Genomic DNA, 20,977 nt, shown 5'->3' on the forward strand with positions numbered 1-20,977 from the left:
TTCACGCAAACTTGGTACCGGCGGCGCCGGCAGGAATAACTCAGGCCAGCGGCAATACTTGCCAGTGCTCGCCCTGCTGGATCAATTGCCGGTCGCAGCCAGCTTCTCGCGCGGCGCTCACCTGCTGCCCAGGCAAGGCCTGGACCACACGCTGCCCGTCTTTGCGCAACTGGCAGACCTGCTGCCAGAGCGTCGAATCGGTACTGTCCGGCACCCAGATACCGCCGGACGGCAGTTCGATTTCAGCCTGCCCCAGAGTCACCAGGGTTTTCAGGTCGGTGGAAAAGCCCGTCGCCGGGCGGGCGCGACCGAAGTCTGCGCCGATGTCATCGTAACGACCGCCCTGCGCGATGGATTCGCCGACGCCCGGTACGAACGCTGCGAACACCACACCGGTGTGGTAGTGGTAGCCGCGCAACTCGCCGAGGTCGAAATACAACGGCAGCTCCGGGAAACGTGCCGTCAGGCGCTCGGCCACCACCAGCAAGTCGTCCAGGGCCGCCAGCACTGGCGCAGGCGCTGCAGCCAGACGCTCGCGCGCGGCTGTCAGCACTTCGCGGCCACCGCACAGGTCAACCAGCGCCTGCAGCATGGTCGCCAGGTCAGCCGGCAGGCCGGCAGTCAATGTCACGACCTCATCGATGGCCTTGCGCTGCAGCGCATCGAACAGCAGCTGCTCGACCTCACCGGACAAACCGGCCGCACGCGCCAGACCACGATAGATGCCGACGTGCCCCAGGTCCATGTGCACATCCGGCACTTCGGCCAGTTGCAGCATGCCCAGCATCAGGCTGATGACTTCAACGTCACTGCTTGTACTGGCATCGCCATACAACTCGGCGCCCAACTGGATCGGGCTACGCGAATTGGACAACGCCCGCGGCTTGGCGTGCAGCACGCTGCCGGCATAGCACAAACGGGTCGGCCCTTCGCGCTTGAGGGTATGGGCGTCGATGCGCGCCACCTGCGGCGTGATGTCGGCCCGAAAGCCCATCTGCCGACCCGATTGCGGATCGATCACTTTGAAGGTGCGCAGGTCCAGGTCGGAACCTGCGCCGATCAGCAGCGACTCCAGGTATTCGATATGCGGAGTGACGACGAATTCATAGCCCCAGCTCTGGAACAGATCCAACACCCGACGCCGCGCGACTTCGATACGCGCAGCTTCCGGTGGCAGTACTTCTTCGATGCCATCTGGTAGCAGCCAGCGGTCAACCGTTGCCATTAAGCCATTCCCCTTTGTGCGGGCGGCAAGCCGTGCGGCAAGCCTTGAGTAAAGCAGAGAGCAGGAGCCATACGACGGGCACGACAAATACCCGAGAACAGGCCTCGGACCACTCTCCTCGAAAAATCCTGCCGCATACCCACAGGGTTGCGACCAATCAATCGTGCAGACGCAAAAAAGCCGGGAAATTCCCGGCTGCCGCATCATACACACGTTTTTGCATCCGATCACCCCACCGGACGGTTTTGCCGCCCAGCGGGGTGATTCAGATCAAGGCTTGACCTTTTCCAGGTAGCGGAAAAACTCGCTTTTCGGGTCCAGCACCAGCACGTCGTTCTTGCTCGAGAAGCTTTCGCGGTAAGCCATCAGGCTGCGATAGAACGAGTAGAACTCCTGATCCTGGCCGTAAGCCTTGGAGTAGATCGCAGCGGCCTGGGCATCACCCTCACCACGCGCCTCTTCAGACTCGCGATAGGCTTCAGCCAGCAGTACACGGCGCTGACGGTCAGCATCGGCACGGATGCCTTCAGCCAGCTCGTTACCCTTGGCGCGGTGCTCACGAGCCTCACGCTCACGCTCGGTGCTCATACGCTCGAACACGCTGCGGTTGACTTCCTTGGGCAGGTCGATGGCCTTGACGCGCACATCGATGACTTCGATACCCAGCTCTTTCTCCGCCATGCGGTTGAGGGAGCCGGTGATATCAGCCATCAGTGCGTCACGCTCGCCCGACACGACTTCGTGCAGGGTGCGCTTGCCGAACTGGTCACGCAGGCCCGATTCCAGACGACGCGACAGGCGCTCGTCGGCAATCTGCTTGAGACCCGAGGTCGCGGTGTAGAAACGCTCGGCGTCCTTGACCCGCCACTTGGCGTAGGCATCGACCATCACGGCTTTCTTTTCCAGGGTCAGGAACCGCTGGGTCGGCGCATCCAGCGTCAGCAGGCGGGCGTCGAAACGGCGCACCTGGTTGACGTAAGGCACCTTCACATGCAGACCCGGCTGGACATCGGCCTGAACAACACGACCAAATTGCAGCAGTACGGCACGCTCGGTCTGCGACACGATGTAGAAGCTGTTCCAGGCGACGATCGCCAGCACCACGCCCACGATGAGTGCGAACAGTGATTTATTGCTCATCAGCGGCTCTCCCTGGTACGCGTCTCACGCTGCTGGATCTCGGTCGCCCGGGTGCCGGCATCGGAGTTCGCGGAAGACGAACTACCGGTCGCAGGCGACGCGGTGTTGTTGCCGCTGCGGGTGTTGTCGATCATCTTGTCCAGCGGCAGGTAAAGCAGGTTGTTCTGCCCCTTGTCGCCGCTCACCAGCACTTTGCTGGTATTGCTGTAGACCTGCTGCATGGTTTCCAGATACAGACGCTCGCGAGTGATTTCCGGTGCCTTGCGGTATTCGGAAACCAGCTTGGTGAAGCGGTCGGCCTCACCCTTGGCGCGGGAGATCACTTCATCGCGATATCCGTTGGCGTCTTCGATGATGCGCTGTGCCTGACCACGGGCTTCGGGGATCACGCCATTGGCGTAGCCTTCGGCCTGGTTGCGCGAACGCTGCTCGTCTTCACGGGCGCGGATCACGTCGTCGAACGCTTCCTGCACTTCACGCGGGGCTGCCGCGCTCTGCACGTTGACCTGGGTGATGGTGATACCGGTGCGATAAGTGTCGAGGAAGCGCTGCAGGCGCTCCTTGATTTCGCTGGCCATCAGTTCACGGCCTTCGGTCAGGACCTGGTCCATCGCCGTGGAACCCACGACATGACGCAACGCACTTTCAGTGGCGTGCTGCAGGCTGATTTCAGGCTGGTCGACGTTGAGCACGAAGTCCTGGAGGTTGGAAATCCGGTATTGCACGGTCAGCGGCACTTCGACGATGTTTTCGTCTTCGGTCAGCATCTGACCTTGCTTGCTGTAGGCGCGCTCGCGGGTGACGTTTTCCATGTACTTGCGATCGAACGGCGGGAAATAGATGTTCAGGCCCGGCCCTACGGTTTCGTAGTACTTGCCGAACCGCAGGACGACAGCCTGCTCCTGTTCATCCACAACATAGATGGCGTTGTACAGCCAGAAGGCCAGGACCACGAACAGGCCGATGCCGAGCAAGCCGAAACCGCCGCCTCTGTTCGAGCCGCCGCCACCGCTGCCACTGCCATCGCCACCACGTTTCTTACCACCACCGAGCAACCCCTTCAGGCTGTCCTGCAGCTTGCGGAAGGCTTCGTCGAGATCCGGCGGCCCCTTGCGGTCGCCACCACGACGGTTGCCACCCCAGGGATCCTGATTATTCGAGTTGCCACCCGGCTCATTCCAAGCCATAGCGCTCTCCATCTGATAAAGCAAAGACGCGCCCTCGGCGCGCCGCCCCATGCTACAGAATGCCCGGGAAAGCCGTGTAATCGCTTTCCCGGGCTTTTATTGCAAAGTGTGTTGTTCAATAAATTCCAGCGGCTGCAATCCTTCGCGACTCACCAGTCGATTGAGTTCGACACGCGGCAAGCGAACGGCCAGCAGGCTCGACCCTTCATCGTCGTGCTCTTCGCTTTGCACGGCGCCCAGTTCAAAAAACCGTGCCCGCAAACGCGAAAGCCCCTGCGGCAAGCGCAAGGTGGCAACGAAAAGATCCTCGCCCAGCAACTCGGCAATAGCCTGCTTAAGCAGCCCAAGACCGCGACCATCGCGTGCCGACAACCATACACGCTCGGGCTTGCCCTCGGCATTGCGCTGGATATGCGGCTCGACGCCCTCAACCAGATCGAGTTTGTTATACACCTCAAGGATCGGCAAGCCCTCGGCACCGATCTCGCCCAGCACCGCCATGACCTGCTCGATCTGCGCCATGCGCTCGGGCTCATGGGAGTCGATCACATGCAGCAGCAGATCGGAGTTGCTCGATTCTTCAAGGGTCGCCCGAAAGGCCTCTACCAGCTTGTGCGGCAGATGCCGGATGAAACCTACGGTGTCGGCCAGCACGATCGGCCCCAGGTCGTCGAGTTGCAGACGGCGCAGGGTCGGGTCGAGGGTTGCGAACAACTGATCGGCGGCGTAGACATCCGAGTCGGTGACGGCATTGAACAGCGTCGACTTGCCGGCGTTGGTGTAACCCACCAGCGAGACCGACGGGATGTCTGCGCGCTTGCGCCCGCGCCGCGCCTGATCACGCTGGCTGCGCACCTTCTCCAGCCGGCCCTTGATCTGCCGCAGGCGAACCCGCAGCAGACGACGGTCGGTTTCGAGCTGGGTTTCACCCGGACCACGCAGGCCGATACCGCCCTTCTGGCGCTCAAGGTGAGTCCAGCCGCGAACCAGACGCGTACTCATGTGCTCAAGCTGGGCCAGTTCGACCTGCAGCTTGCCTTCATGGGTACGGGCGCGTTGGGCAAAGATATCGAGGATCAGCCCGGTGCGGTCGAGCACCCGGCATTCGAAGACACGTTCGAGGTTACGCTCCTGGCTGGGCGTAAGGGTGTGATTGAAAATCACGAGATCGACATGACCGGATTTGATCTGGTCGCGAAGCTCCTCGACCTTACCGCTTCCGATCAGGTATTTGGCCGATGGCCGATGACGCGGCACGTTGATAAACGCGACGGTATCGGCACCTGCCGAGAGAGCCAGCTCCTGAAACTCCTGCGGATCTTCACGCGCCTCAGGGTCTTGACCTTCCAGATGAACGAGGATCGCCCGCTCACCACCGCTGTGGCGCTCAAAGAACAAGGCAGGCTCCTATCAGGCGTTACCGGGCTCGGAATCACCGGCTTCGGTTTCCGAAGCGCTTGGCAGACGGATTGGACGAACCGGCACCACGGTGGAAATAGCGTGTTTGTAGACCATCTGGCTGACAGTGTTTTTCAGCAGAATGACGAACTGATCGAACGACTCGATCGTACCTTGCAGCTTGATACCGTTGACCAGATAGATCGAGACGCCGACCTTCTCTTTACGCAGGGTATTCAAGTAAGGGTCTTGTAGCGAATGCCCTTTTGACATGTGCCGCACTCCTTTAAGGATCAATAATGATAAAAACGAATTCGATAGGCTTGGGCCGCCACCCCCCAAGGATAGACGGCAATTGCAAGGACTCAGCTCAATATGGAGACCGATCCCAGGTATTTCAAGGCGCGTGGCAGATTGTCGCGATCCAGGCTGTCAAGCCAGTGCAGATTTTCCCAGCTGCGTAGCCAGGTAAACTGCCGCTTGGCCAGTTGGCGCGTGGCAATGATGCCCCTCTCCTGCATTTCTTCACGTGTCAGCTTTCCATCCAGATGATCCCAGACCTGGCGATAACCAACGGCTCTTATAGAGGGCAGCCCTGCATGCAGGTCAGTCCTTGAGCGCAATGCCAGTACTTCATCCAGAAATCCCTGTTCCAGCATTTGCACAAAACGTAATGCGATTCGGTCATGCAAGACCTTGCGATCAGCCGGTGCTATCGCGAGGTTGGCGACAGTATAGGGCAATTGCCCCTGTCCCGATGCTGATCCATCGGCACTTTGCGCAATTTGTTGCTCGTGATGCGCAGTCATGCTCATTCCACTGACCCGATACACCTCAAGCGCCCGGATCAGACGCTGCGGGTCGTTGGGATGGATGCGTGCAGCGGACACCGGGTCAACCGCTGCCAACTGATCATGCAATGCCTGCCAGCCATGCGCCTTTGCCTCGGCTTCGAGCCGGGCCCGGACCTCGGCATCGGCGGATGGCATGTTGGCCAGGCCCTCCAGTAGAGCCTTGAAATACAACATAGTGCCGCCGACCAGCAAAGGAATGTTGCCGCGTGCGGTTATTTGCGCCATGGCCTCCAGTGCATCGCGACGAAAATCGGCCGCCGAGTAGCTCTGCGCCGGGTCGAGAATGTCGATCAACCGGTGCGGATACTGTGCCAGTTGCTCTTTCGAAGGCTTGGCGGTGCCGATGTCCATGCCGCGATAGACCAGCGCCGAATCGACGCTGATCAGCTCGCAAGGCAGGACTTTGGTCAGTTCGATGGCCAGGTCGGTCTTGCCTGCGGCGGTTGGCCCCATGAGAAAGATGGCCGGAGGTAAAGCGTTCATTCAACGACCGCGCAGGAAGAGTGTGTCCAGATCATCAAGACCCATCTGGGTCCAGGTGGGCCGTCCGTGGTTGCATTGGCCACTGCGCTCGGTGTGTTCCATGTCGCGCAGCAAGGCGTTCATTTCCGGGATGGCCAGGCGCCGGTTGGCACGCACAGCGCCGTGGCAGGCCATGGTGCCGAGCAGCTCGTTCAGGTGCGCCTGCACCCGGTCGCTGGTGCCGTATTCCATCAGGTCGCCCAGCACATCGCTGACCAGCCGGTTGGCTTCGGCCTGCTTGAGCAGCGCCGGAATCTGCCGGATCACCAGGGTTTCCGGGCCCAGGCGATGCAGCTCGAAGCCCAGTTGCCGGAAGGTTTCCAGATGCTCTTCGGCACAATCGGCTTCGCGCTGGCTGACCGCCAGCGATTCGGGCACCAGCAGCGGCTGGCCGCTCAGGCCTTCCTGGGCCATCGCCACCTTGAGGCGCTCGTACATGATCCGCTCGTGAGCGGCATGCATGTCGACCACCACCAGGCCATGGGCGTTTTCAGCGAGGATGTAAATCCCCTTGAGCTGCGCCAGGGCGTAGCCCAGCGGCGGGACATCGCCACCGGACTCCGGCAGCGCGGCAGGCGCCTGCGCGGAGGTTGCGCCTGGCAGCGGCGAAAAGAATTCACGGTAGACGTTTTGCGTTTCAGCCGTCGGCAGCCCGGAGGTCGGGCGCGGGGTGTATTGATAGCCCGCCCCGGCTCCCGAACCAGGGGCCGAACCTGCACCGCCCGCATAAGCCGAGCCTTGCGGACGCTCCAGCGTATGGGCTGCCAGGGTCATTTCACCCTGCGGGCCGAATTCACCGGCCGCAACACCGGTAGGCCGCGGCGCCTCGGGCTCGGCCTGGGTGTCGGCCAGATGATCCTGCGGGCGCACATCACCCAGCGCACGGTGCAAGGTGCCATAAAGAAAGTCGTGCACCATGCGCCCGTCACGAAAGCGCACTTCATGCTTGGTCGGGTGGACATTGACGTCCACAGCGGCCGGATCGACCTCCAGAAACAACACGAAGGTCGGGTGACGACCGTTGAACAGCACATCGCGGTACGCCTGACGCACGGCGTGGGCGACCAGCTTGTCGCGCACCGCACGGCCGTTGACGAAGAAATACTGCAAGTCGGCCTGGCTACGGGAAAACGTCGGCAGACCGACCCAACCCCACAGGTGCAAGCCATTGCGCTCGATATCGATCGGCAGCGCCTGCTCCAGAAAGCCCGGCCCGCAAATCACCCCGACGCGCCGCGCCCGGGCGTTTTCGTCATGGGCTTCGTGCAGGCTCAACACGCTTTTGCCGTTGTGACGCAGGTGAAAGCCGACATCGAAACGCGCCAGCGCCATGCGCTTGATGACTTCTTGCAGGTGATCGAATTCGGTCTTCTCGGCCTTGAGAAACTTGCGCCGGGCCGGCGTATTGAAGAACAGGTCGCGCACTTCAACCGACGTGCCGACCGGATGCGCCGAAGGCTGGACCCGCGAATTCATTTCACGGCCTTCGGTCTCGACCTGCCAGGCCTGATCGGCGCCTTGGGTGCGAGAGGTCAGGGTCAGGCGCGACACCGAACTGATCGACGCCAGTGCCTCACCGCGAAAGCCCAGGCTCATGACCCGCTCCAGGTCCTCTAGCTCACGAATCTTGCTGGTTGCGTGACGGGCCAGGGCCAGCGGCAGGTCATCGGCCGCAATGCCGCGCCCGTCATCACGCACCTTGAGCAATTTGACACCGGCCTGCTCGACATCCACATCGATGCGCCGGGCACCGGAGTCGAGGCTGTTTTCCAGCAGTTCCTTGATCACCGACGCCGGGCGCTCGACCACCTCGCCAGCGGCGATCTGGTTGGCCAGCCGCGGGCTGAGCAACTGGATACGCGCCGCCTCGGTTGCGCTGTCACTTTCTTCGACAGGCACACTGTCGGCAAGCAGATCGGTCATGGCTGGGCAGCAACCTCGGAGCTGGGAATACGCAGGTCCTGGCCGACGCGCAGCTCATCGGTCTTCAGCGAATTGGCGCTGCGCAGGGTGGCGACGCTCATGTCATAGCGTGCCGCAACCATGGCCAGGGTTTCGCCGGAGGTTACGACATGGTTGCGCGGGCCTTGGGCCAGCTTGCCGTTGTCGCGCAGCCAGGCGATGTACGTGCCTTGGGGCGGGTTCTGCTGGAAGAACTGCTTGACGCCCGTGTTGATCGAGCGCGCCAGCGCCTGCTGGTGCGACGCCGAGGTCAGTTTGTTGGCCTCGTTGGCGTTGGAGATAAAGCCGGTCTCGACCAGAATCGACGGAATGTCCGGCGACTTGAGCACCATGAAGCCGGCCTGCTCGACCCGCGACTTGTGCAGCGAGGTCACCCGGCCGATGCTGCTCAATACCTTCTGGCCCACGTTAAGGCTCGACGACAGCGAAGCGGTCATCGACAGGTCCAGCAGCACGCCCGCCAGCATGCGGTCTTTGTCGTCCAGGCTGACCGCGCCGGCCCCGCCGATCAGGTCGGAGCGGTTTTCGCTGTCGGCCAGCCAGCGCGCGGTTTCAGACGTCGCACCACGGTCCGACAAGGCGAACACCGAAGCACCGAATGCGGCTTTGGACGGCGCGGCATCGGCATGAATCGACACGAACAGGTCAGCCCCCTTGGCGCGGGCAATCTCGGTACGTTTGCGCAGCGGAATGAAGTAATCGCCGGTGCGGGTCAGTTCGGCGCGATAGCCTTTTTCGGCGTTGACCTGGCGCTGCAACTCTTTGGCGATGGACAACACCACGTGTTTTTCTATCTGCCCCTTGCCGCCCGAAGCGCCAGGGTCTTCGCCGCCGTGACCGGCGTCGATCACCACCACGATGTCACGCTTGCCGCTAGGCAGCGGGGTCAGCTTGATCTCCGGCTTGGCCGGGCTGATCGGCACCGCCGGCGCCGTCGCTACCGTGGTTTCAGGCAGGGTCGGCGCCGGATTGGCATCGGCGGCGTCATCGAACAGGTCGACCACCAGACGGTTGCCGTACTGCTGGTTGGGCGCCAGGGTAAAGCTCTTGGGGGTCACCGCCTTTTTCAGGTCGATGACCACGCGCAGGTCCGTCGGCGTACGCTGCGCCGAACGCATGCTGGTGATCGGCGTATTGGCCGTGGCGATATTCAACGGCCCGCCCAGCGTGGCGCCATTGATATCGATCACCAGCCGGTCCGGCGAAGTCAACGTGAAGACGCTGTGCTGCACCGGCCCGGTCAGGTCGAACACCAGACGGGTGTTATCCGGTGCACGCCACAGGCGAACACTGCGTACCTGGGTGGCCGCCGCCCATACATCCACGGCGAGGGCCATCAACAGCAAACCAAGCACCGCCAGCGGCGCGCGCATGCGCATACTTTTCCCCATATCTATTGGCATTTCTAATTGAGTTCCGTGGCCAGAGCCGTGCACCAGCCCTCGCCACGCGAGCCTTGCGGGCTCAGGGTCACAGCGCGACCCTGGCCTTGGTGCCTAATGGTAATGGTCAGGTCGGGCTTTGGCAAAAAGCCTGCACCCAGTGCCGGCCATTCGATCAGGCACACCGCATCGCTGTCGAAGTAATCGCGGATGCCCATGAACTCAAGTTCTTCGGGGTCGACCAGCCGATACAGGTCGAAGTGAAAGACCCGCAACGCACCGATTTCATAGGGCTCGACCAAGGTAAAGGTCGGGCTTTTCACCGCGCCCTGATGCCCCAGGCTGCGGATCATACCGCGTGACAAGGTGGTCTTGCCTGCCCCCAGATCCCCCTCGAGAAAAATCACGCCCTTGGCGCCGACACACTGCGCAAGCTGCGCACCCAAGGCCGTCATGGCGTCTTCGCCATTCACCTGCAGGGTTATTTCAGACACGGTTGATGCTCCTCCAACAAGCGACGAATAACAGCGACAAGGTCACTGGCAAGCAGGCCGCGGCCCGCCTGACCTGACTCTTCACCGGCCCTGGCATGCAGCCAGACACCCAGACAGGCCGCCTCGAACGGCGCCATGTGCTGGGCCAGCAATGCGCCGATCAAGCCGGCCAGCACATCGCCCAGCCCGGCACTGGCCATGGCCGGATGGCCACGATCACACAGGGCCAGACGCCCTTCAGGATCGGCGATCAGACTGCCGTTGCCCTTTAATACACACACAACCTGATACTTTTTCGCCAGTGCCCGCGCGGCGGCGGGTCGATCGGCCTGGACCTCAGCGGTTTCGATGCCCAGCAAGCGCGCGGCCTCGCCAGGGTGCGGAGTGATCACGCCTTTGTGCGGGATACTGGCCTGGCCGACGGCGAGCATGTTAAGCGCATCGGCATCCCAGACCTGCGTCTTGTTGCTACTGGCTGCCGCCGATAACAGGCTACGCCCCCAACTGCCCTGTCCCAGTCCCGGCCCGACCACCAGCACGCTGGCCGCATCAATCAGGCCCATCAATTGATTGGCCGAACTTACCCCGGCACTCATCACCTCGGGCATGCGCACCAGCGCTGCCGGCACATGCTCGGGGCGAGTCGCCAGGGTCAGCATGCCGGCGCCGCTGCGCAGGGCACTCTCGGCGCTCAACAACGCGGCACCGCCGAAACCGTGGTCGCCACCGATCACCAGCACCCGGCCGTATTGGCCCTTATGCGCAGTAAGCGGGCGTGGCGCCAGCGGCGGCAGGTTAAAGCTGTCCAGGCGCGTGGCGCTGACAGGCACATCAGCGATTGATTGCGGGTCCGCCTGCAGATCATCGAATACCAGGTGCCCGACCAGATCCGGCGCCTCGGCGGTAAACAGGCCAAGCTTGAGGCCGATAAACGTCACCGTCAGGTCGGCGCGCACCGCGCAGCCCAATACCCGCCCGGTGTCGGCACACAGGCCCGAGGGAATATCGACAGCGGCCACCGGCAGGTGGGCGGCATTGATCGCTTCGATAGCGCTTTTGTAGGGTTCGCGCACGTCACCGGCCAGCCCGGTGCCGAGCAGCGCATCAAGCACTATGCCGACCAGCGGCTGGCCGAGCCACTGCACGATCTCGACGCCCAGGGCCTGCGCCTCGGCATGAGCGGCCGCCGCATCGCCGCGCAGGGCCGCCGGATCACCGACCGCCAGCACTCGCACCGACCAGCCGGCCTTGTGCGCCAGCCCGGCGACCAGATAGCCGTCGCCAGCATTGTTGCCATGCCCGGCCAGCACGCTCAGGACGGCCGGATCAGACCAGCGCCGGCGCATCGCGCGCCAGGTGGCGTGGGCGGCGCGCTGCATCAGTTCCAGCCCCGGCGTACCGGCATTGATCAGCCGCGCATCGAGGTCGCGCACCTGTGCGGCGCTGTACAGCGCGTCGGGTAAATGGGCTTGAGTGTCTGGCATGCGCTTATGGACTCCAATGTCTGGCAGAATTATACGCACCTTGGCCCTGGTTTCTCCTTTCGCATGCCCGCTACTACTGCACACCTGACCGACGACGATCTTGCCGCCCTTGCCCAGTCGATCAAGACCTGGGGCCGTGAACTGGGCTTTCAGCAAGTCGGCATCAGCGGGCTGGCGCTGGATGAGCACGAACAGCACTTGCAGCGCTGGCTCGACGCGGGCTACCACGGCGAGATGGACTATATGGCCGCTCACGGCAGCAAACGTTCCCATCCCGAGCAACTGGTGCCCGGCACCTTGCGCGTGGTGTCGCTGCGCATGGACTATCTGCCGGGCGACACCGAGATGAACCAGCGGCTTGGCGAGCCGGAAAAAGCCTATGTGTCGCGCTACGCCCTGGGCCGCGATTACCACAAGCTGGTGCGCAAGCGCCTGCAACAACTGGCCGAGCGCATTCAGCAGGACATCGGGCCATTCGGCTTTCGCGCCTTCGTCGACAGCGCGCCGGTGCTGGAGAAGGCCATTGCCGAACAGGCCGGTCTAGGCTGGATCGGCAAGAACACCCTGGTGCTCAACCGCAAGGCCGGCAGCTTCTTTTTTCTGGGCGAACTGTTCGTCGACATGCCTTTGCCGGTCGACGCGCCGCATGCCAGCGAACACTGCGGACGCTGCACCGCCTGCCTGGACATCTGCCCGACCAACGCTTTCGTCGGCCCTTATGTGCTGGATGCGCGGCGCTGCATTTCGTACCTGACCATCGAACTCAAGACCGCCATTCCGGAGGAACTGAGGCCGCTGATCGGCAACCGGGTGTTCGGCTGCGACGACTGCCAGATCGTCTGCCCCTGGAACCGCTTCGCCAAGCCGACCGAGCAAAGCGACTTTCAGCCGCGCCACAACCTGGACAATGCAGGCCTGGCCGAATTGTTCATGTGGGACGAAGAACGCTTTCTGTCCAGCACCGAAGGTTCGCCACTGCGCCGCGCCGGTTACGAACGCTGGCTACGCAACCTCGCCGTCGGCCTGGGCAACGCGCCTTCGACTATAAGCGTGCTGCAAGCCCTTGAAGCGCGCCGCGACTATCCCTCCGAAATGGTCAGAGAACACGTGGAGTGGGCTATCGGGCAGCACGCCAGCAGGAGCGCGCTTGCTGGAATGCCGGACCACCTCGACCGGCTGCGTTAGCAGTCGTAAATGTGTGGCGTTTCCGAGATTTTGCGAGCGCTAGCGCACTCGGTCGCGGGCAAGCGCGCTCCTACTAATGATCATCCTTATAAACAAACTTGGGCATTTCCCATTTGAAGCGGATGGCCAATAAACGCAGCAGCAGCCCGCCCGACAAGGTGATCAGAATCGCCTGCTCGCTCGGCACGTTGAAGTAGCCGCATAACAGAAAACACCACGCCGCCAGAAACGAGACGCTGGCGTACAGTTCGCGGCGGAAGATCAGCGGGATATCGTTACAGAAAATATCGCGCAGGATGCCGCCAAAGACGCCGGTGATCACGCCGCACACCGAGGCGATCAACATGCCGTGGCCGGCTTCCAGTGCGGTCATGCAGCCGATCAGCGTGAACGCCACCAGCCCCAGGGCATCGAGCACCAGAAACAGCGAGCGCAAATGACGCATCAAGGGCGCGATAAAGATGGTCACCAGCGCCGCCACGCTGGTCAGCACCAAGTATTCCGGGTGTTTGACCCAGGTCAGCGGGTAATGGCCGATCAGCACGTCGCGCACCGAGCCGCCACCCAGCGCGGTGACACAGGCAATCAGCACCACGCCGAACCAGTCCATGCCGCGACGCCCGGCAGACAGTGCGCCGGTCATGGCCTCGGCAGTGATGGCAATCAGATAAAGCATCAACAACATGGCGGCAGTCCCGGCGACAAAGCCGCGCAGTCTACCCAGCCGCCCGGCGCACTGAAAGGGTGCAGCGATGTTTATTCGCTGCACCTGTGAACCCGTTCGCCTCTGTAAACCCGGCGGCTACTTGATGAAGTGTTCGCGATAGAAACGCAGCTCGGCGATGGATTCGCGAATGTCGTCCAGTGCCAGGTGGGTGCTGCCTTTCTTGAACTTGAGCTCCGGCGACCAGCGCGCGGCCAGTTCCTTGAGCGTCGAGACATCCAGATTGCGGTAGTGGAAGTAGTTTTCCAGGCCTTTCATGTGCCGGTACAGAAAGCGGCGGTCCTGGCAGATGCTGTTGCCGCAGATCGGCGAACTGCGCTCCGGCACCCATTGCTTGATGAAGTCCAGGGTCAGGGCTTCGGCCTGGTCGTTACTGATCGTGCTCTCGCGCACCCGCTGGGTCAGACCGGAACCGCCGTGCTGGCGAGTGTTCCATTCATCCATGCCGGCGAGGATTTCATCGCTCTGGTGGATGGCGATCACCGGGCCTTCGGCCAGGGTGTTGAGCTCGCTGTCGGTAATGATGGTGGCCATCTCGATGATGACGTCATGGTCGGGATCGAGACCGGTCATTTCCAGGTCGATCCAGATCAGGTTGCTCTTGCTCTGCATGTTTGGGCTCCTCAGCGTAGGCGCGCAGTTTAGCCTAGCCCGGCGTGCTAGTATCGGCCCCTTGCATCCCAAGCTGTTCATTTTTGCGGGCCGAACGCAGCCACACGGCGCGGTTCGGGCCTCACACATCGGAAGTATCCATGGCCAAACGCCAACTCAATCGCCGCCAGAACTGGCGCATCGAAAAGATCCAGGGCGAGCGCGCCGCTCGCGCCGCCAAACGGGAATCCCAGGCGGTCGAAATCCTCGAAGGGGGCGATCTGGGCCCTGAACAGGTCGGCCTGGTGATTGCCCACTTCGGCGTTCAGGTCGAAGTCGAAGCGCAGGAAGGCGAGCAACAGGGTCAGACCTACCGCTGCCACCTGCGCGCCAACCTGCCGGCGCTGGTCACCGGCGACCAGGTGGTGTGGCGAGCCGGCAACCAGGGCATCGGCGTCATCGTTGCGCAATTGCCGCGCAGCACCGAGCTGTGCCGGCCCGATTCACGCGGCCAGCTCAAGCCGGTGGCGGCCAACGTCGACCTGATCGTGATTGTCTTCGCGCCGATGCCCGAGCCGCACGCCAACCTGATCGACCGCTATCTGGTGGCCGCCGAGCATGCCGGCATTCATCCGCTGCTGCTGCTCAACAAGGCCGACCTGATCAACGAGCAGAACTCGGTCTTCCTCAACGAGCTGCTGTCGGTGTATCGCGGCCTGGGCTATCCGGTGCTGGAAGTGTCCGCCCATCAAGGCGACGGCATGCAGCAACTCGAAGAGCGCCTGAACGGGCAGGTCAGCGTATTTGTCGGCCAGTCCGGTGTGGGTAAATCTTCGCTGGTCAACAGCCTGCTGCCGGAAGTCGGCACCCGGGTCGGGCCGCTGTCGGAGTTTTCCGGGCAAGGCACGCACACCACGACCACCGCACGCCTGTTCCATTTCCCTAATGGCGGCGAGCTGATCGACTCACCGGGCATCCGCGAATTCGGCCTGGTGCATGTCAGCCGTCACGATGTCGAAGCGGGTTTCATCGAGTTCAACAACCTGATCGGCACCTGCCGCTTTCGCGATTGCAAGCATGATCGCGAGCCGGGCTGTGCGCTGCTCAAGGGACTGGAAGAGGGTCGTATTTCAGCGCAGCGGATGCACAGCTACCGTTCGATTCTGGCCAGCCTGCCGCAAGAAGAATATTGATCGCAGGACCGGCGCCCGGCCGGTCCTTTACAACCGTTATTGACCCGGTGCCCGTGCGTTGCCCTGCTCGAACAGGTTCAGCCGCTGGCGAACCTCATGCGGCTGGGCGCCGGCCTGCGGGTCGACCGGCGCAGCGTTCGAGGCACCCGGCGGCGCCGGTGTTGCAGGCGCAGCCGGCGTACCTGCAGGCGCGGTACCGGTTCCCTGATCGCCGTCGATAAGCTGCTGGGCCTTTTTGGTCAGCACCACGATGTCGATGCGGCGGTTGATCGGGTTCTGCGGCTGATTACGGTCATACAAGGCCGAAGAGGCATAACCCACCACCCGCGCCACTTGCGCTTCCGGATAGCTGCCCGCCACCAGCGCCCGACGTGCAGCGTTGGCACGGTTGGACGACAGCTCCCAGTTGCCGAATTCGCCACTGCCGACAAAAGGCTTGGCATCGGTGTGACCACTGACGCTGATCTTGTTCGGCACATCCTTGATGGTGTCGGCCAGGGCCAGCAGGATGTCTTCGAAATACGGCTTGAGCCGCGCACTGCCGGAGTCGAACATCGGCCGGTTGTCGGCATCCACAATCTGGATACGCAAGCCGTCCTGGGTAATTTCAAGCAGGATCTGGTCCTTGAATTTCTGCAGTTGCGGGCTTTGTTCGACCTTGTTCTGCAGTTCTTGCAGGAGCATCTCAAGACGCTCTTTCTCGACCTGATCGGCCTTGGCCTCGGCGTCGTCGGACTCGATCGGCACGGTGTCCGGGCTTGGGGTACTTTTGATCTCGGGGTTCAGCGAGCGGTCCGGGGCCATTTCCGGCGAGCCGCCCAGGTCAATCACGTACGGCGAGCCACTGTCGCTGAAGCCGACCGGGTCCTTGAAATAGCCGGCAATCGCCACCAGCTCTTCCGGGGTGGCGGCCGACATCAGCCACAGCACCAGGAAGAACGCCATCATCGCCGTCGCAAAGTCGGCAAAGGCGATTTTCCAGGCGCCGCCGTGGTGTCCACCACCGAAGCGCTTGACCCGCTTGACGATTATCGGCTGATTATTTTCCATGGCTTAACGACCGCGTACAGCTTGTTCCAGCTCGCTGAAGCTGGGGCGATGTGCCGGGTACAGAACCTTGCGGCCGAACTCGACGGCCAGTGAAGGCGGCATGCCGGAAGCAGAGGCCACCAGCGACGCCTTGATGCATTCGTAGACGTTCATTTCTTCCTTGGCATCGTGTGCCAGGGAAGTGGCCAGCGGGCCGAAGAAGCCGTAGGCCGCCAGAATACCGAAGAAGGTACCGACCAGCGCCGCACCCACGTGCTGACCGATCGCGGCCTTGTCGCCGGAACCCAGCGAGGCCATGGTCACCACGATACCGAGTACCGCCGCGACGATACCGAAGCCGGGCATGCCGTCGGCGATCCCGGTCACTGCATGGGAAGGATGCTCGAGCTCTTCCTTCATGCTCAGCAATTCCATGTCGAACAGGCCTTCAAGCTCGTGCGGGGCCATGTTGCCGGAGGACATGATGCGCAGGTAATCGCAGATGTAGGCCGTCATGCGGTCATCTTTGAGAACACCTGGGTATTTGGCAAAGATCGGGCTGGACGCCGGCTCTTCAATGTCACCTTCGATGGCCATCATGCCTTCGCGGCGACTCTTGTTGAGGATCTCGTAGATCAGCCCCAGCACTTCAAGGTAATAGGCATGGGTAAAGCGCGTACTGAACATCTTCAGCGACTTTTTAAACACATGCATGGTCATATGACCCGGGTTGGCCTGCAAGAAGGCACCCAGTGCCGCGCCCCCGATGATCAGGACTTCAAACGGCTGGAACAACGCCATGATCTGACCGTGAGACAGCACGTATCCGCTGAGAACGCTCGCGAAAACGACAATAATGCCGATGATTTTAGCCATAGGTAAAAAATACTTGTTCAGTCGGATTCAGGGATATGTGCGGTGCAACGGTGAAACTGTTGTTCTACTTATCGGCGTCACTGAGCCAGACTGTAGCCTGCTCGCGTGAAAAACCTGTTTCGCCATCGACGCAGGGTGTAACAATACATGACATTGCAAGGTCTGAATAAGCGTAACCCATCACTGACAGACTCTTAGCCGCACAGGCCAACCCGTATGCCGACAACGCCACACTTCCCTCGCCCACGAACGCTCGATGCCTGGGTCAAGCAACTGGATGGCCTTGCGCTGCCGATCCCGCAGCACAACCATGCGCATGTGCGTTCGGCACTGAACGACAGCCGTCGTTCGCTGCGCGAGATTGCCGACATGATGCAGGAAAGCCCGGCACTGGTGCTCAGCGTCCTGCGCGAAGCCAATCAACATGCCCATGGCCTGACCGAGCAGGCCGAGAGCCTGGAAGTGGCGCTCAATCGTCTGGGACTGGCGCGCACCGAGGTGCTGCTCAATCGCTTGCCGGCCAAGCCGGCCGATGAAATTCCCAAGGCTTATCGGCAACTGATCCTCATCAGCCAGCACGCGACCCAGCAGGCCAGCGGCCTGTTCGCCAGCCGCCTGGCGCGCCTGTGGCAAGACATCCATCTGGGCAGCCTGTTGTTTCTCGCACCGCTGTGGCCGATGGCGCTGGCACATCCCAAGCTGCTCGAAGAATGGGAGCTGCGGGTTATCCACAAGGGCGAATCAAGCCGCAACGTCGAACAGGAACTGTTCGGTATCAATCTGCTGGACCTGTGCCTGGCCCTGGCCGAAACCTGGCGCCTGCCGCTGTGGGTGACCCGCGGCTACACCGTCCTGATCAAGGAACGCCGCGAGTGGGTCAAGGCCCTGCGCATCGCCCGCGAGAACCACGACCCGCTGCAGCAACAGCGCAACATGGACGCCGACCCGGCCCTGCAACGCTGGTTCAACCAGCCGGCCAATACGGTGTTGATGGGCAACGGCCTGGCACTGGCCGCGCAGCAGGCCTGGAACAGCCCGCACTGCCTGCGCTGGGAACTGCTCAGCAGCCTGTATTTGCAGCAACCACTGGAGGATGTCCAGCAACAGGTTCACCAGAACGCCAGCAGCAGCGCGCGCCAGCATGCGAGCAAGGATTTGTGGCACCCGGCCGAATCCCTGCTGTGGCCCTGGGATTTCAGGCGCATCACCAATAATCACGAACCGGCACCGCCGCCCTCCGCCGATGCCTTGCAACGCTGGCGCACGCTGTGCGCAGAGCTTCTGGTCGAGCCCAGCCCGTTCAATAACGCCATGCACCTGACCACGCTGGCCCGCGATGCACTGGTGGCCTGTGGCATGCAGCGGGTCATGCTGCTGATGCCCGACAAGACCGCCAGCCTGTTGCGTGTACACCAACTGGCCGGCATGAGCACCGACAACGCTTCCTTGCAGTTCCCGCTCAAGGACAGCAAGGTGCTGGCGCGCCTGCTTGGACAACCGACGCAATTGCGCCTGACCCCCGCGAACCATGCGCAGTTCGCCGCGCTGTTGCCGCCGGTGTTCAAGGTTCTGTTCAAGGGCCAGCACCTGTTGATCCGCTCGCTCAGCTGCAATGGCAAGGTGCTGATGCTGGCCGTCGCCGATCAGGGCGGCAGTCCGCTGTCGGAGATCACCGTGCAGGCGTTTGCCAAAACCTCGCAGTGCATCGAGCGGGCATTGGTCAATTTCGTCCAGGTCAAGTCCTGACGCGGCAGGGTTATCGACGCAACGACACTTTTCAGCGCTCGCCTGGGCTACAATTTGCGCCTTTGCTCATCAAGGGAGGCTGGAAATGTCCGTGTTCAACGACTTGCCGCTGGTCATCGAACCCAGCGACCTGCAGGCACGCCTGACGGCGCCGGAACTGATTCTCGTGGACCTGACCAATCAGGCCCGCTATGACGCAGGACATATTCCCGGTGCGCGCTTCATCGAGCCCAAGCGCACCCAGCTGGGTCAGCCACCGGCCCCTGGACTTGCCCCGAGCCAGACCGACCTGGAGCGCCTGTTCGGCGAACTGGGCCATCGCAGCGATGCGGTCTACGTGGTCTACGACGACGAAGGCGGCGGCTGGTCCGGGCGCTTTATCTGGCTGCTCGACGTTATCGGCCACAGCCGCTACCACTACCTCAACGGCGGTGTTCTGGCATGGGCCGAAGACGGCCTGGCCTTGTCCACCGACACTCCGGCGCCAGGCATCACGCCTGTGAGCCTGGAACTGCACGAGCAACCCACCGCCACCCGCGAATACCTGCAAAGCCGCCTGGGCGCCGACGACCTGGCGATCTGGGACGCCCGCGCGCCGGAAGAGTTTTCCGGGGCAAAGGTGCTGTCGGCCAAAGGCGGGCATGTGCCCGGCGCGGTCAATTTCGAATGGACCGCCGGCATGGACAAGGCGCGCCAGTTGCGCATTCGCCATGACCTGCGCCAGGTGCTGGAAGACCTGGGGATTACCCCGGACAAGGAAGTGATCACCCACTGCCAGAGCCATCGCCGCTCCGGCTTTACCTATCTGGCCGCCAAGGCGCTGGGCTACCCGCGGGTCAAGGCTTATGCCGGCTCGTGGAGCGAATGGGGCAATCACCCCGACACCCCTGTCGAACAATAAACCTGCAGCCTGCCGTCCGGTGCGTGCAGGCCTCCATCAAGTGTTAGGAATATTCATGAAAGAGCGTCTGTTTATCCTGAGTCAGTACCTGCTGCCGCATCATTTGCTGTCGCGCCTGGCCGGCTGCATCGCCGAGTGCCGCGTTACCTGGTTCAAGAACGCCTTCACCGCCTGGTTCGCCCGTCGCTATCAGGTCGACATGTCCCAGGCCCAGGTCGAAGACGTACACGGCTATGAACACTTCAATGCCTTCTTCACCCGCGCCCTGAAGCCTGGCGCCCGCCCGCTGGACACCACACCCGGCGCGATTCTGAGCCCTGCCGACGGCGCCATCAGCCAGCTGGGCCCGATCGAACAAGGCCGTATTTTCCAGGCCAAAGGTCACAGCTTCAGCGTGCTGGAACTGTTGGGCGGCGATCCGGCCCTGTCGGCACCGTTCATGGGCGGCGAGTTTGCCACCGTGTACCTGTCGCCCAAGGACTACCACCGCGTGCACATGCCACTGGCCGGCACCCTGCGTGAAATGGTCTATGTGCCCGGCCGCATCTTCTCGGTCAACCAGACCACGGCCGAAAACGTGCCGGAGCTGTTTGCCCGCAACGAGCGCGTGGTCTGCATTTTCGATACCGAACGCGGCCCGATGGCCATGGTGCTGGTGGGCGCAATGATCGTCGCCTCGGTCGAAACCGTCTGGGCCGGCTTGGTCACGCCACCCAAGCGCACGCTGAAAACCGTGCGCTACGACGAAGCCGCCCGCGCGCCGATCCATCTGGAAAAAGGCGCCGAGATGGGCCGCTTCAAACTGGGCTCCACCGTCATCGTGCTGTTCGGCCCCGAGCAGGTGAAATGGGCTGAAAACCTGGCGGCCGGATCAGCGGTCAGCATGGGTCAGGCACTGGCCCATACAACGGCAGTTTGATTTACCGGGCCGGTCAGGACGGTTCCTGGAACCTTTTCTGGCCGGTCACCTGACCCGGATCAAGTGTCCGGTTTGTTACCCGTTATGGTTATGGCCATAAGCCAGATTTAGCTGCGATGTCAGGTCGATGCTGTTACAGTCGACCCCTCGGTGTTGTAGGACACT

At 62.3% G+C, this 20,977-nt stretch carries 19 protein-coding genes; 5 read left to right on the forward strand and 14 right to left on the reverse strand.

What is annotated here, in order from left to right; genetic code table 11:
* Positions 1 to 40: 40 nt before the first annotated feature.
* The 10 genes from ACYAS9_RS27940 to ACYAS9_RS27985 form a co-directional block, all read right to left on the reverse strand.
* Positions 41 to 1,225: an ATP phosphoribosyltransferase regulatory subunit gene (locus ACYAS9_RS27940; protein ID WP_463571725.1), complete on the reverse strand. Its 1,185-nt coding sequence runs from the start codon at positions 1,223 to 1,225 to the stop codon at positions 41 to 43.
* 270 nt (positions 1,226 to 1,495) lie between these two features.
* On the reverse strand, positions 1,496 to 2,365 hold the full coding sequence (gene hflC / locus ACYAS9_RS27945; RefSeq protein ID WP_463571727.1) for a protease modulator HflC: 870 nt from the start codon (positions 2,363 to 2,365) through the stop codon (positions 1,496 to 1,498).
* Positions 2,365 to 3,552, reverse strand: coding sequence for an FtsH protease activity modulator HflK (hflK, locus tag ACYAS9_RS27950; protein WP_463571729.1), 1,188 nt, complete (start codon positions 3,550 to 3,552; stop codon positions 2,365 to 2,367). The genes hflC and hflK overlap by 1 nt, the downstream gene beginning before the upstream one ends.
* A gap of 96 nt (positions 3,553 to 3,648) precedes the next feature.
* Positions 3,649 to 4,950 carry a ribosome rescue GTPase HflX gene (gene hflX, locus ACYAS9_RS27955; RefSeq protein ID WP_463571731.1) on the reverse strand — a complete coding sequence of 434 codons (1,302 nt, stop codon included), beginning with the start codon at positions 4,948 to 4,950 and terminating at the stop codon, positions 3,649 to 3,651.
* Between the two features lie 12 nt (positions 4,951 to 4,962).
* Positions 4,963 to 5,223 carry an RNA chaperone Hfq gene (gene hfq / locus ACYAS9_RS27960; RefSeq protein WP_056840661.1) on the reverse strand — a complete coding sequence of 87 codons (261 nt, stop codon included), beginning with the start codon at positions 5,221 to 5,223 and terminating at the stop codon, positions 4,963 to 4,965.
* Positions 5,224 to 5,315: 92 nt separating this feature from the next.
* Complete coding sequence (miaA, locus tag ACYAS9_RS27965; RefSeq protein ID WP_463571733.1) at positions 5,316 to 6,287, reverse strand: tRNA (adenosine(37)-N6)-dimethylallyltransferase MiaA; 972 nt, start codon at positions 6,285 to 6,287, stop codon at positions 5,316 to 5,318.
* Positions 6,288 to 8,249 (reverse strand): DNA mismatch repair endonuclease MutL, encoded by a 1,962-nt coding sequence (gene mutL, locus ACYAS9_RS27970; protein WP_463571735.1) that lies wholly within the window; start codon positions 8,247 to 8,249, stop codon positions 6,288 to 6,290.
* Positions 8,246 to 9,667, reverse strand: coding sequence for an N-acetylmuramoyl-L-alanine amidase (locus tag ACYAS9_RS27975; protein WP_463571737.1), 1,422 nt, complete (start codon positions 9,665 to 9,667; stop codon positions 8,246 to 8,248). Before ACYAS9_RS27975 ends, mutL begins: the two co-directional genes overlap by 4 nt.
* 26 nt (positions 9,668 to 9,693) lie before the next feature.
* Positions 9,694 to 10,164, reverse strand: coding sequence for a tRNA (adenosine(37)-N6)-threonylcarbamoyltransferase complex ATPase subunit type 1 TsaE (gene tsaE, locus ACYAS9_RS27980; protein WP_463571739.1), 471 nt, complete (start codon positions 10,162 to 10,164; stop codon positions 9,694 to 9,696).
* A complete protein-coding gene (locus ACYAS9_RS27985; protein WP_463571741.1) occupies positions 10,152 to 11,648 on the reverse strand; it encodes an NAD(P)H-hydrate dehydratase in 1,497 nt (498 codons plus the stop codon). The genes tsaE and ACYAS9_RS27985 overlap by 13 nt, the downstream gene beginning before the upstream one ends.
* Before the next feature lie 63 nt (positions 11,649 to 11,711).
* Between ACYAS9_RS27985 and queG the strand changes: the two genes are divergently transcribed.
* Complete coding sequence (gene queG, locus ACYAS9_RS27990) at positions 11,712 to 12,833, forward strand: tRNA epoxyqueuosine(34) reductase QueG (RefSeq protein WP_463571743.1); 1,122 nt, start codon at positions 11,712 to 11,714, stop codon at positions 12,831 to 12,833.
* 73 nt (positions 12,834 to 12,906) lie between these two features.
* On the opposite strand, the gene ACYAS9_RS27995 is transcribed toward queG, so the two are convergent.
* Together ACYAS9_RS27995 and orn are read right to left on the reverse strand one after the other, a co-directional pair.
* On the reverse strand, positions 12,907 to 13,518 hold the full coding sequence (locus ACYAS9_RS27995; RefSeq protein WP_463571745.1) for a trimeric intracellular cation channel family protein: 612 nt from the start codon (positions 13,516 to 13,518) through the stop codon (positions 12,907 to 12,909).
* A 117-nt stretch (positions 13,519 to 13,635) separates the two neighbouring features.
* Positions 13,636 to 14,169, reverse strand: coding sequence for an oligoribonuclease (orn, locus tag ACYAS9_RS28000; protein ID WP_463571746.1), 534 nt, complete (start codon positions 14,167 to 14,169; stop codon positions 13,636 to 13,638).
* Positions 14,170 to 14,309: 140 nt separating this feature from the next.
* On the opposite strand from orn, the gene rsgA reads away from it, so the two are divergent.
* Positions 14,310 to 15,341 (forward strand): small ribosomal subunit biogenesis GTPase RsgA, encoded by a 1,032-nt coding sequence (rsgA, locus tag ACYAS9_RS28005; RefSeq protein WP_463571748.1) that lies wholly within the window; start codon positions 14,310 to 14,312, stop codon positions 15,339 to 15,341.
* Between the two features lie 36 nt (positions 15,342 to 15,377).
* On the opposite strand, the gene motB is transcribed toward rsgA, so the two are convergent.
* Both motB and motA read right to left on the reverse strand, forming a co-directional pair.
* Positions 15,378 to 16,391 carry a flagellar motor protein MotB gene (gene motB / locus ACYAS9_RS28010; RefSeq protein WP_463571750.1) on the reverse strand — a complete coding sequence of 338 codons (1,014 nt, stop codon included), beginning with the start codon at positions 16,389 to 16,391 and terminating at the stop codon, positions 15,378 to 15,380.
* A 3-nt stretch (positions 16,392 to 16,394) separates the two neighbouring features.
* Positions 16,395 to 17,246, reverse strand: a complete 852-nt coding sequence (gene motA / locus ACYAS9_RS28015; protein WP_463571752.1) for a flagellar motor stator protein MotA — start codon at positions 17,244 to 17,246, stop codon at positions 16,395 to 16,397.
* 216 nt (positions 17,247 to 17,462) lie between these two features.
* Between motA and ACYAS9_RS28020 the strand changes: the two genes are divergently transcribed.
* The 3 genes from ACYAS9_RS28020 (at position 17,463) to asd (ending at position 20,812) form a co-directional block, all read left to right on the forward strand.
* The gene (locus ACYAS9_RS28020; RefSeq protein WP_463571753.1) at positions 17,463 to 18,992 is read left to right on the forward strand and encodes an HDOD domain-containing protein; all 1,530 of its coding nucleotides are present in this window, start codon (positions 17,463 to 17,465) and stop codon (positions 18,990 to 18,992) included.
* Positions 18,993 to 19,077: 85 nt separating this feature from the next.
* Entirely contained in the window at positions 19,078 to 19,893 is an 816-nt protein-coding gene (locus ACYAS9_RS28025) for a rhodanese-like domain-containing protein (RefSeq protein ID WP_463571755.1), read from the forward strand.
* Positions 19,894 to 19,942: 49 nt separating this feature from the next.
* Entirely contained in the window at positions 19,943 to 20,812 is an 870-nt protein-coding gene (asd, locus tag ACYAS9_RS28030; protein ID WP_463571950.1) for an archaetidylserine decarboxylase, read from the forward strand.
* The last annotated feature ends 165 nt before the right edge of the window (positions 20,813 to 20,977 follow it).

Source organism: Pseudomonas sp. HP_08, from assembly GCF_055284095.1.

Coding starts and splice junctions, on each gene's coding strand:
- motA (WP_463571752.1), bottom strand. CDS start 17,246: ATGGCTAAAATCATCGGCATTATTGTCGTTTTCGCGAGCGTTCTCAGC.
- queG (WP_463571743.1), top strand. CDS start 11,712: ATGCCCGCTACTACTGCACACCTGACCGACGACGATCTTGCCGCCCTT.
- miaA (WP_463571733.1), bottom strand. CDS start 6,287: ATGAACGCTTTACCTCCGGCCATCTTTCTCATGGGGCCAACCGCCGCA.
- ACYAS9_RS27985 (WP_463571741.1), bottom strand. CDS start 11,648: ATGCCAGACACTCAAGCCCATTTACCCGACGCGCTGTACAGCGCCGCA.
- hfq (WP_056840661.1), bottom strand. CDS start 5,223: ATGTCAAAAGGGCATTCGCTACAAGACCCTTACTTGAATACCCTGCGT.
- orn (WP_463571746.1), bottom strand. CDS start 14,169: ATGCAGAGCAAGAGCAACCTGATCTGGATCGACCTGGAAATGACCGGT.
- motB (WP_463571750.1), bottom strand. CDS start 16,391: ATGGAAAATAATCAGCCGATAATCGTCAAGCGGGTCAAGCGCTTCGGT.
- ACYAS9_RS27995 (WP_463571745.1), bottom strand. CDS start 13,518: ATGTTGTTGATGCTTTATCTGATTGCCATCACTGCCGAGGCCATGACC.
- ACYAS9_RS27975 (WP_463571737.1), bottom strand. CDS start 9,667: ATGCGCATGCGCGCGCCGCTGGCGGTGCTTGGTTTGCTGTTGATGGCC.
- rsgA (WP_463571748.1), top strand. CDS start 14,310: ATGGCCAAACGCCAACTCAATCGCCGCCAGAACTGGCGCATCGAAAAG.
- ACYAS9_RS28025 (WP_463571755.1), top strand. CDS start 19,078: ATGTCCGTGTTCAACGACTTGCCGCTGGTCATCGAACCCAGCGACCTG.
- ACYAS9_RS27940 (WP_463571725.1), bottom strand. CDS start 1,225: ATGGCAACGGTTGACCGCTGGCTGCTACCAGATGGCATCGAAGAAGTA.
- hflK (WP_463571729.1), bottom strand. CDS start 3,552: ATGGCTTGGAATGAGCCGGGTGGCAACTCGAATAATCAGGATCCCTGG.
- mutL (WP_463571735.1), bottom strand. CDS start 8,249: ATGACCGATCTGCTTGCCGACAGTGTGCCTGTCGAAGAAAGTGACAGC.
- hflC (WP_463571727.1), bottom strand. CDS start 2,365: ATGAGCAATAAATCACTGTTCGCACTCATCGTGGGCGTGGTGCTGGCG.
- ACYAS9_RS28020 (WP_463571753.1), top strand. CDS start 17,463: ATGCCGACAACGCCACACTTCCCTCGCCCACGAACGCTCGATGCCTGG.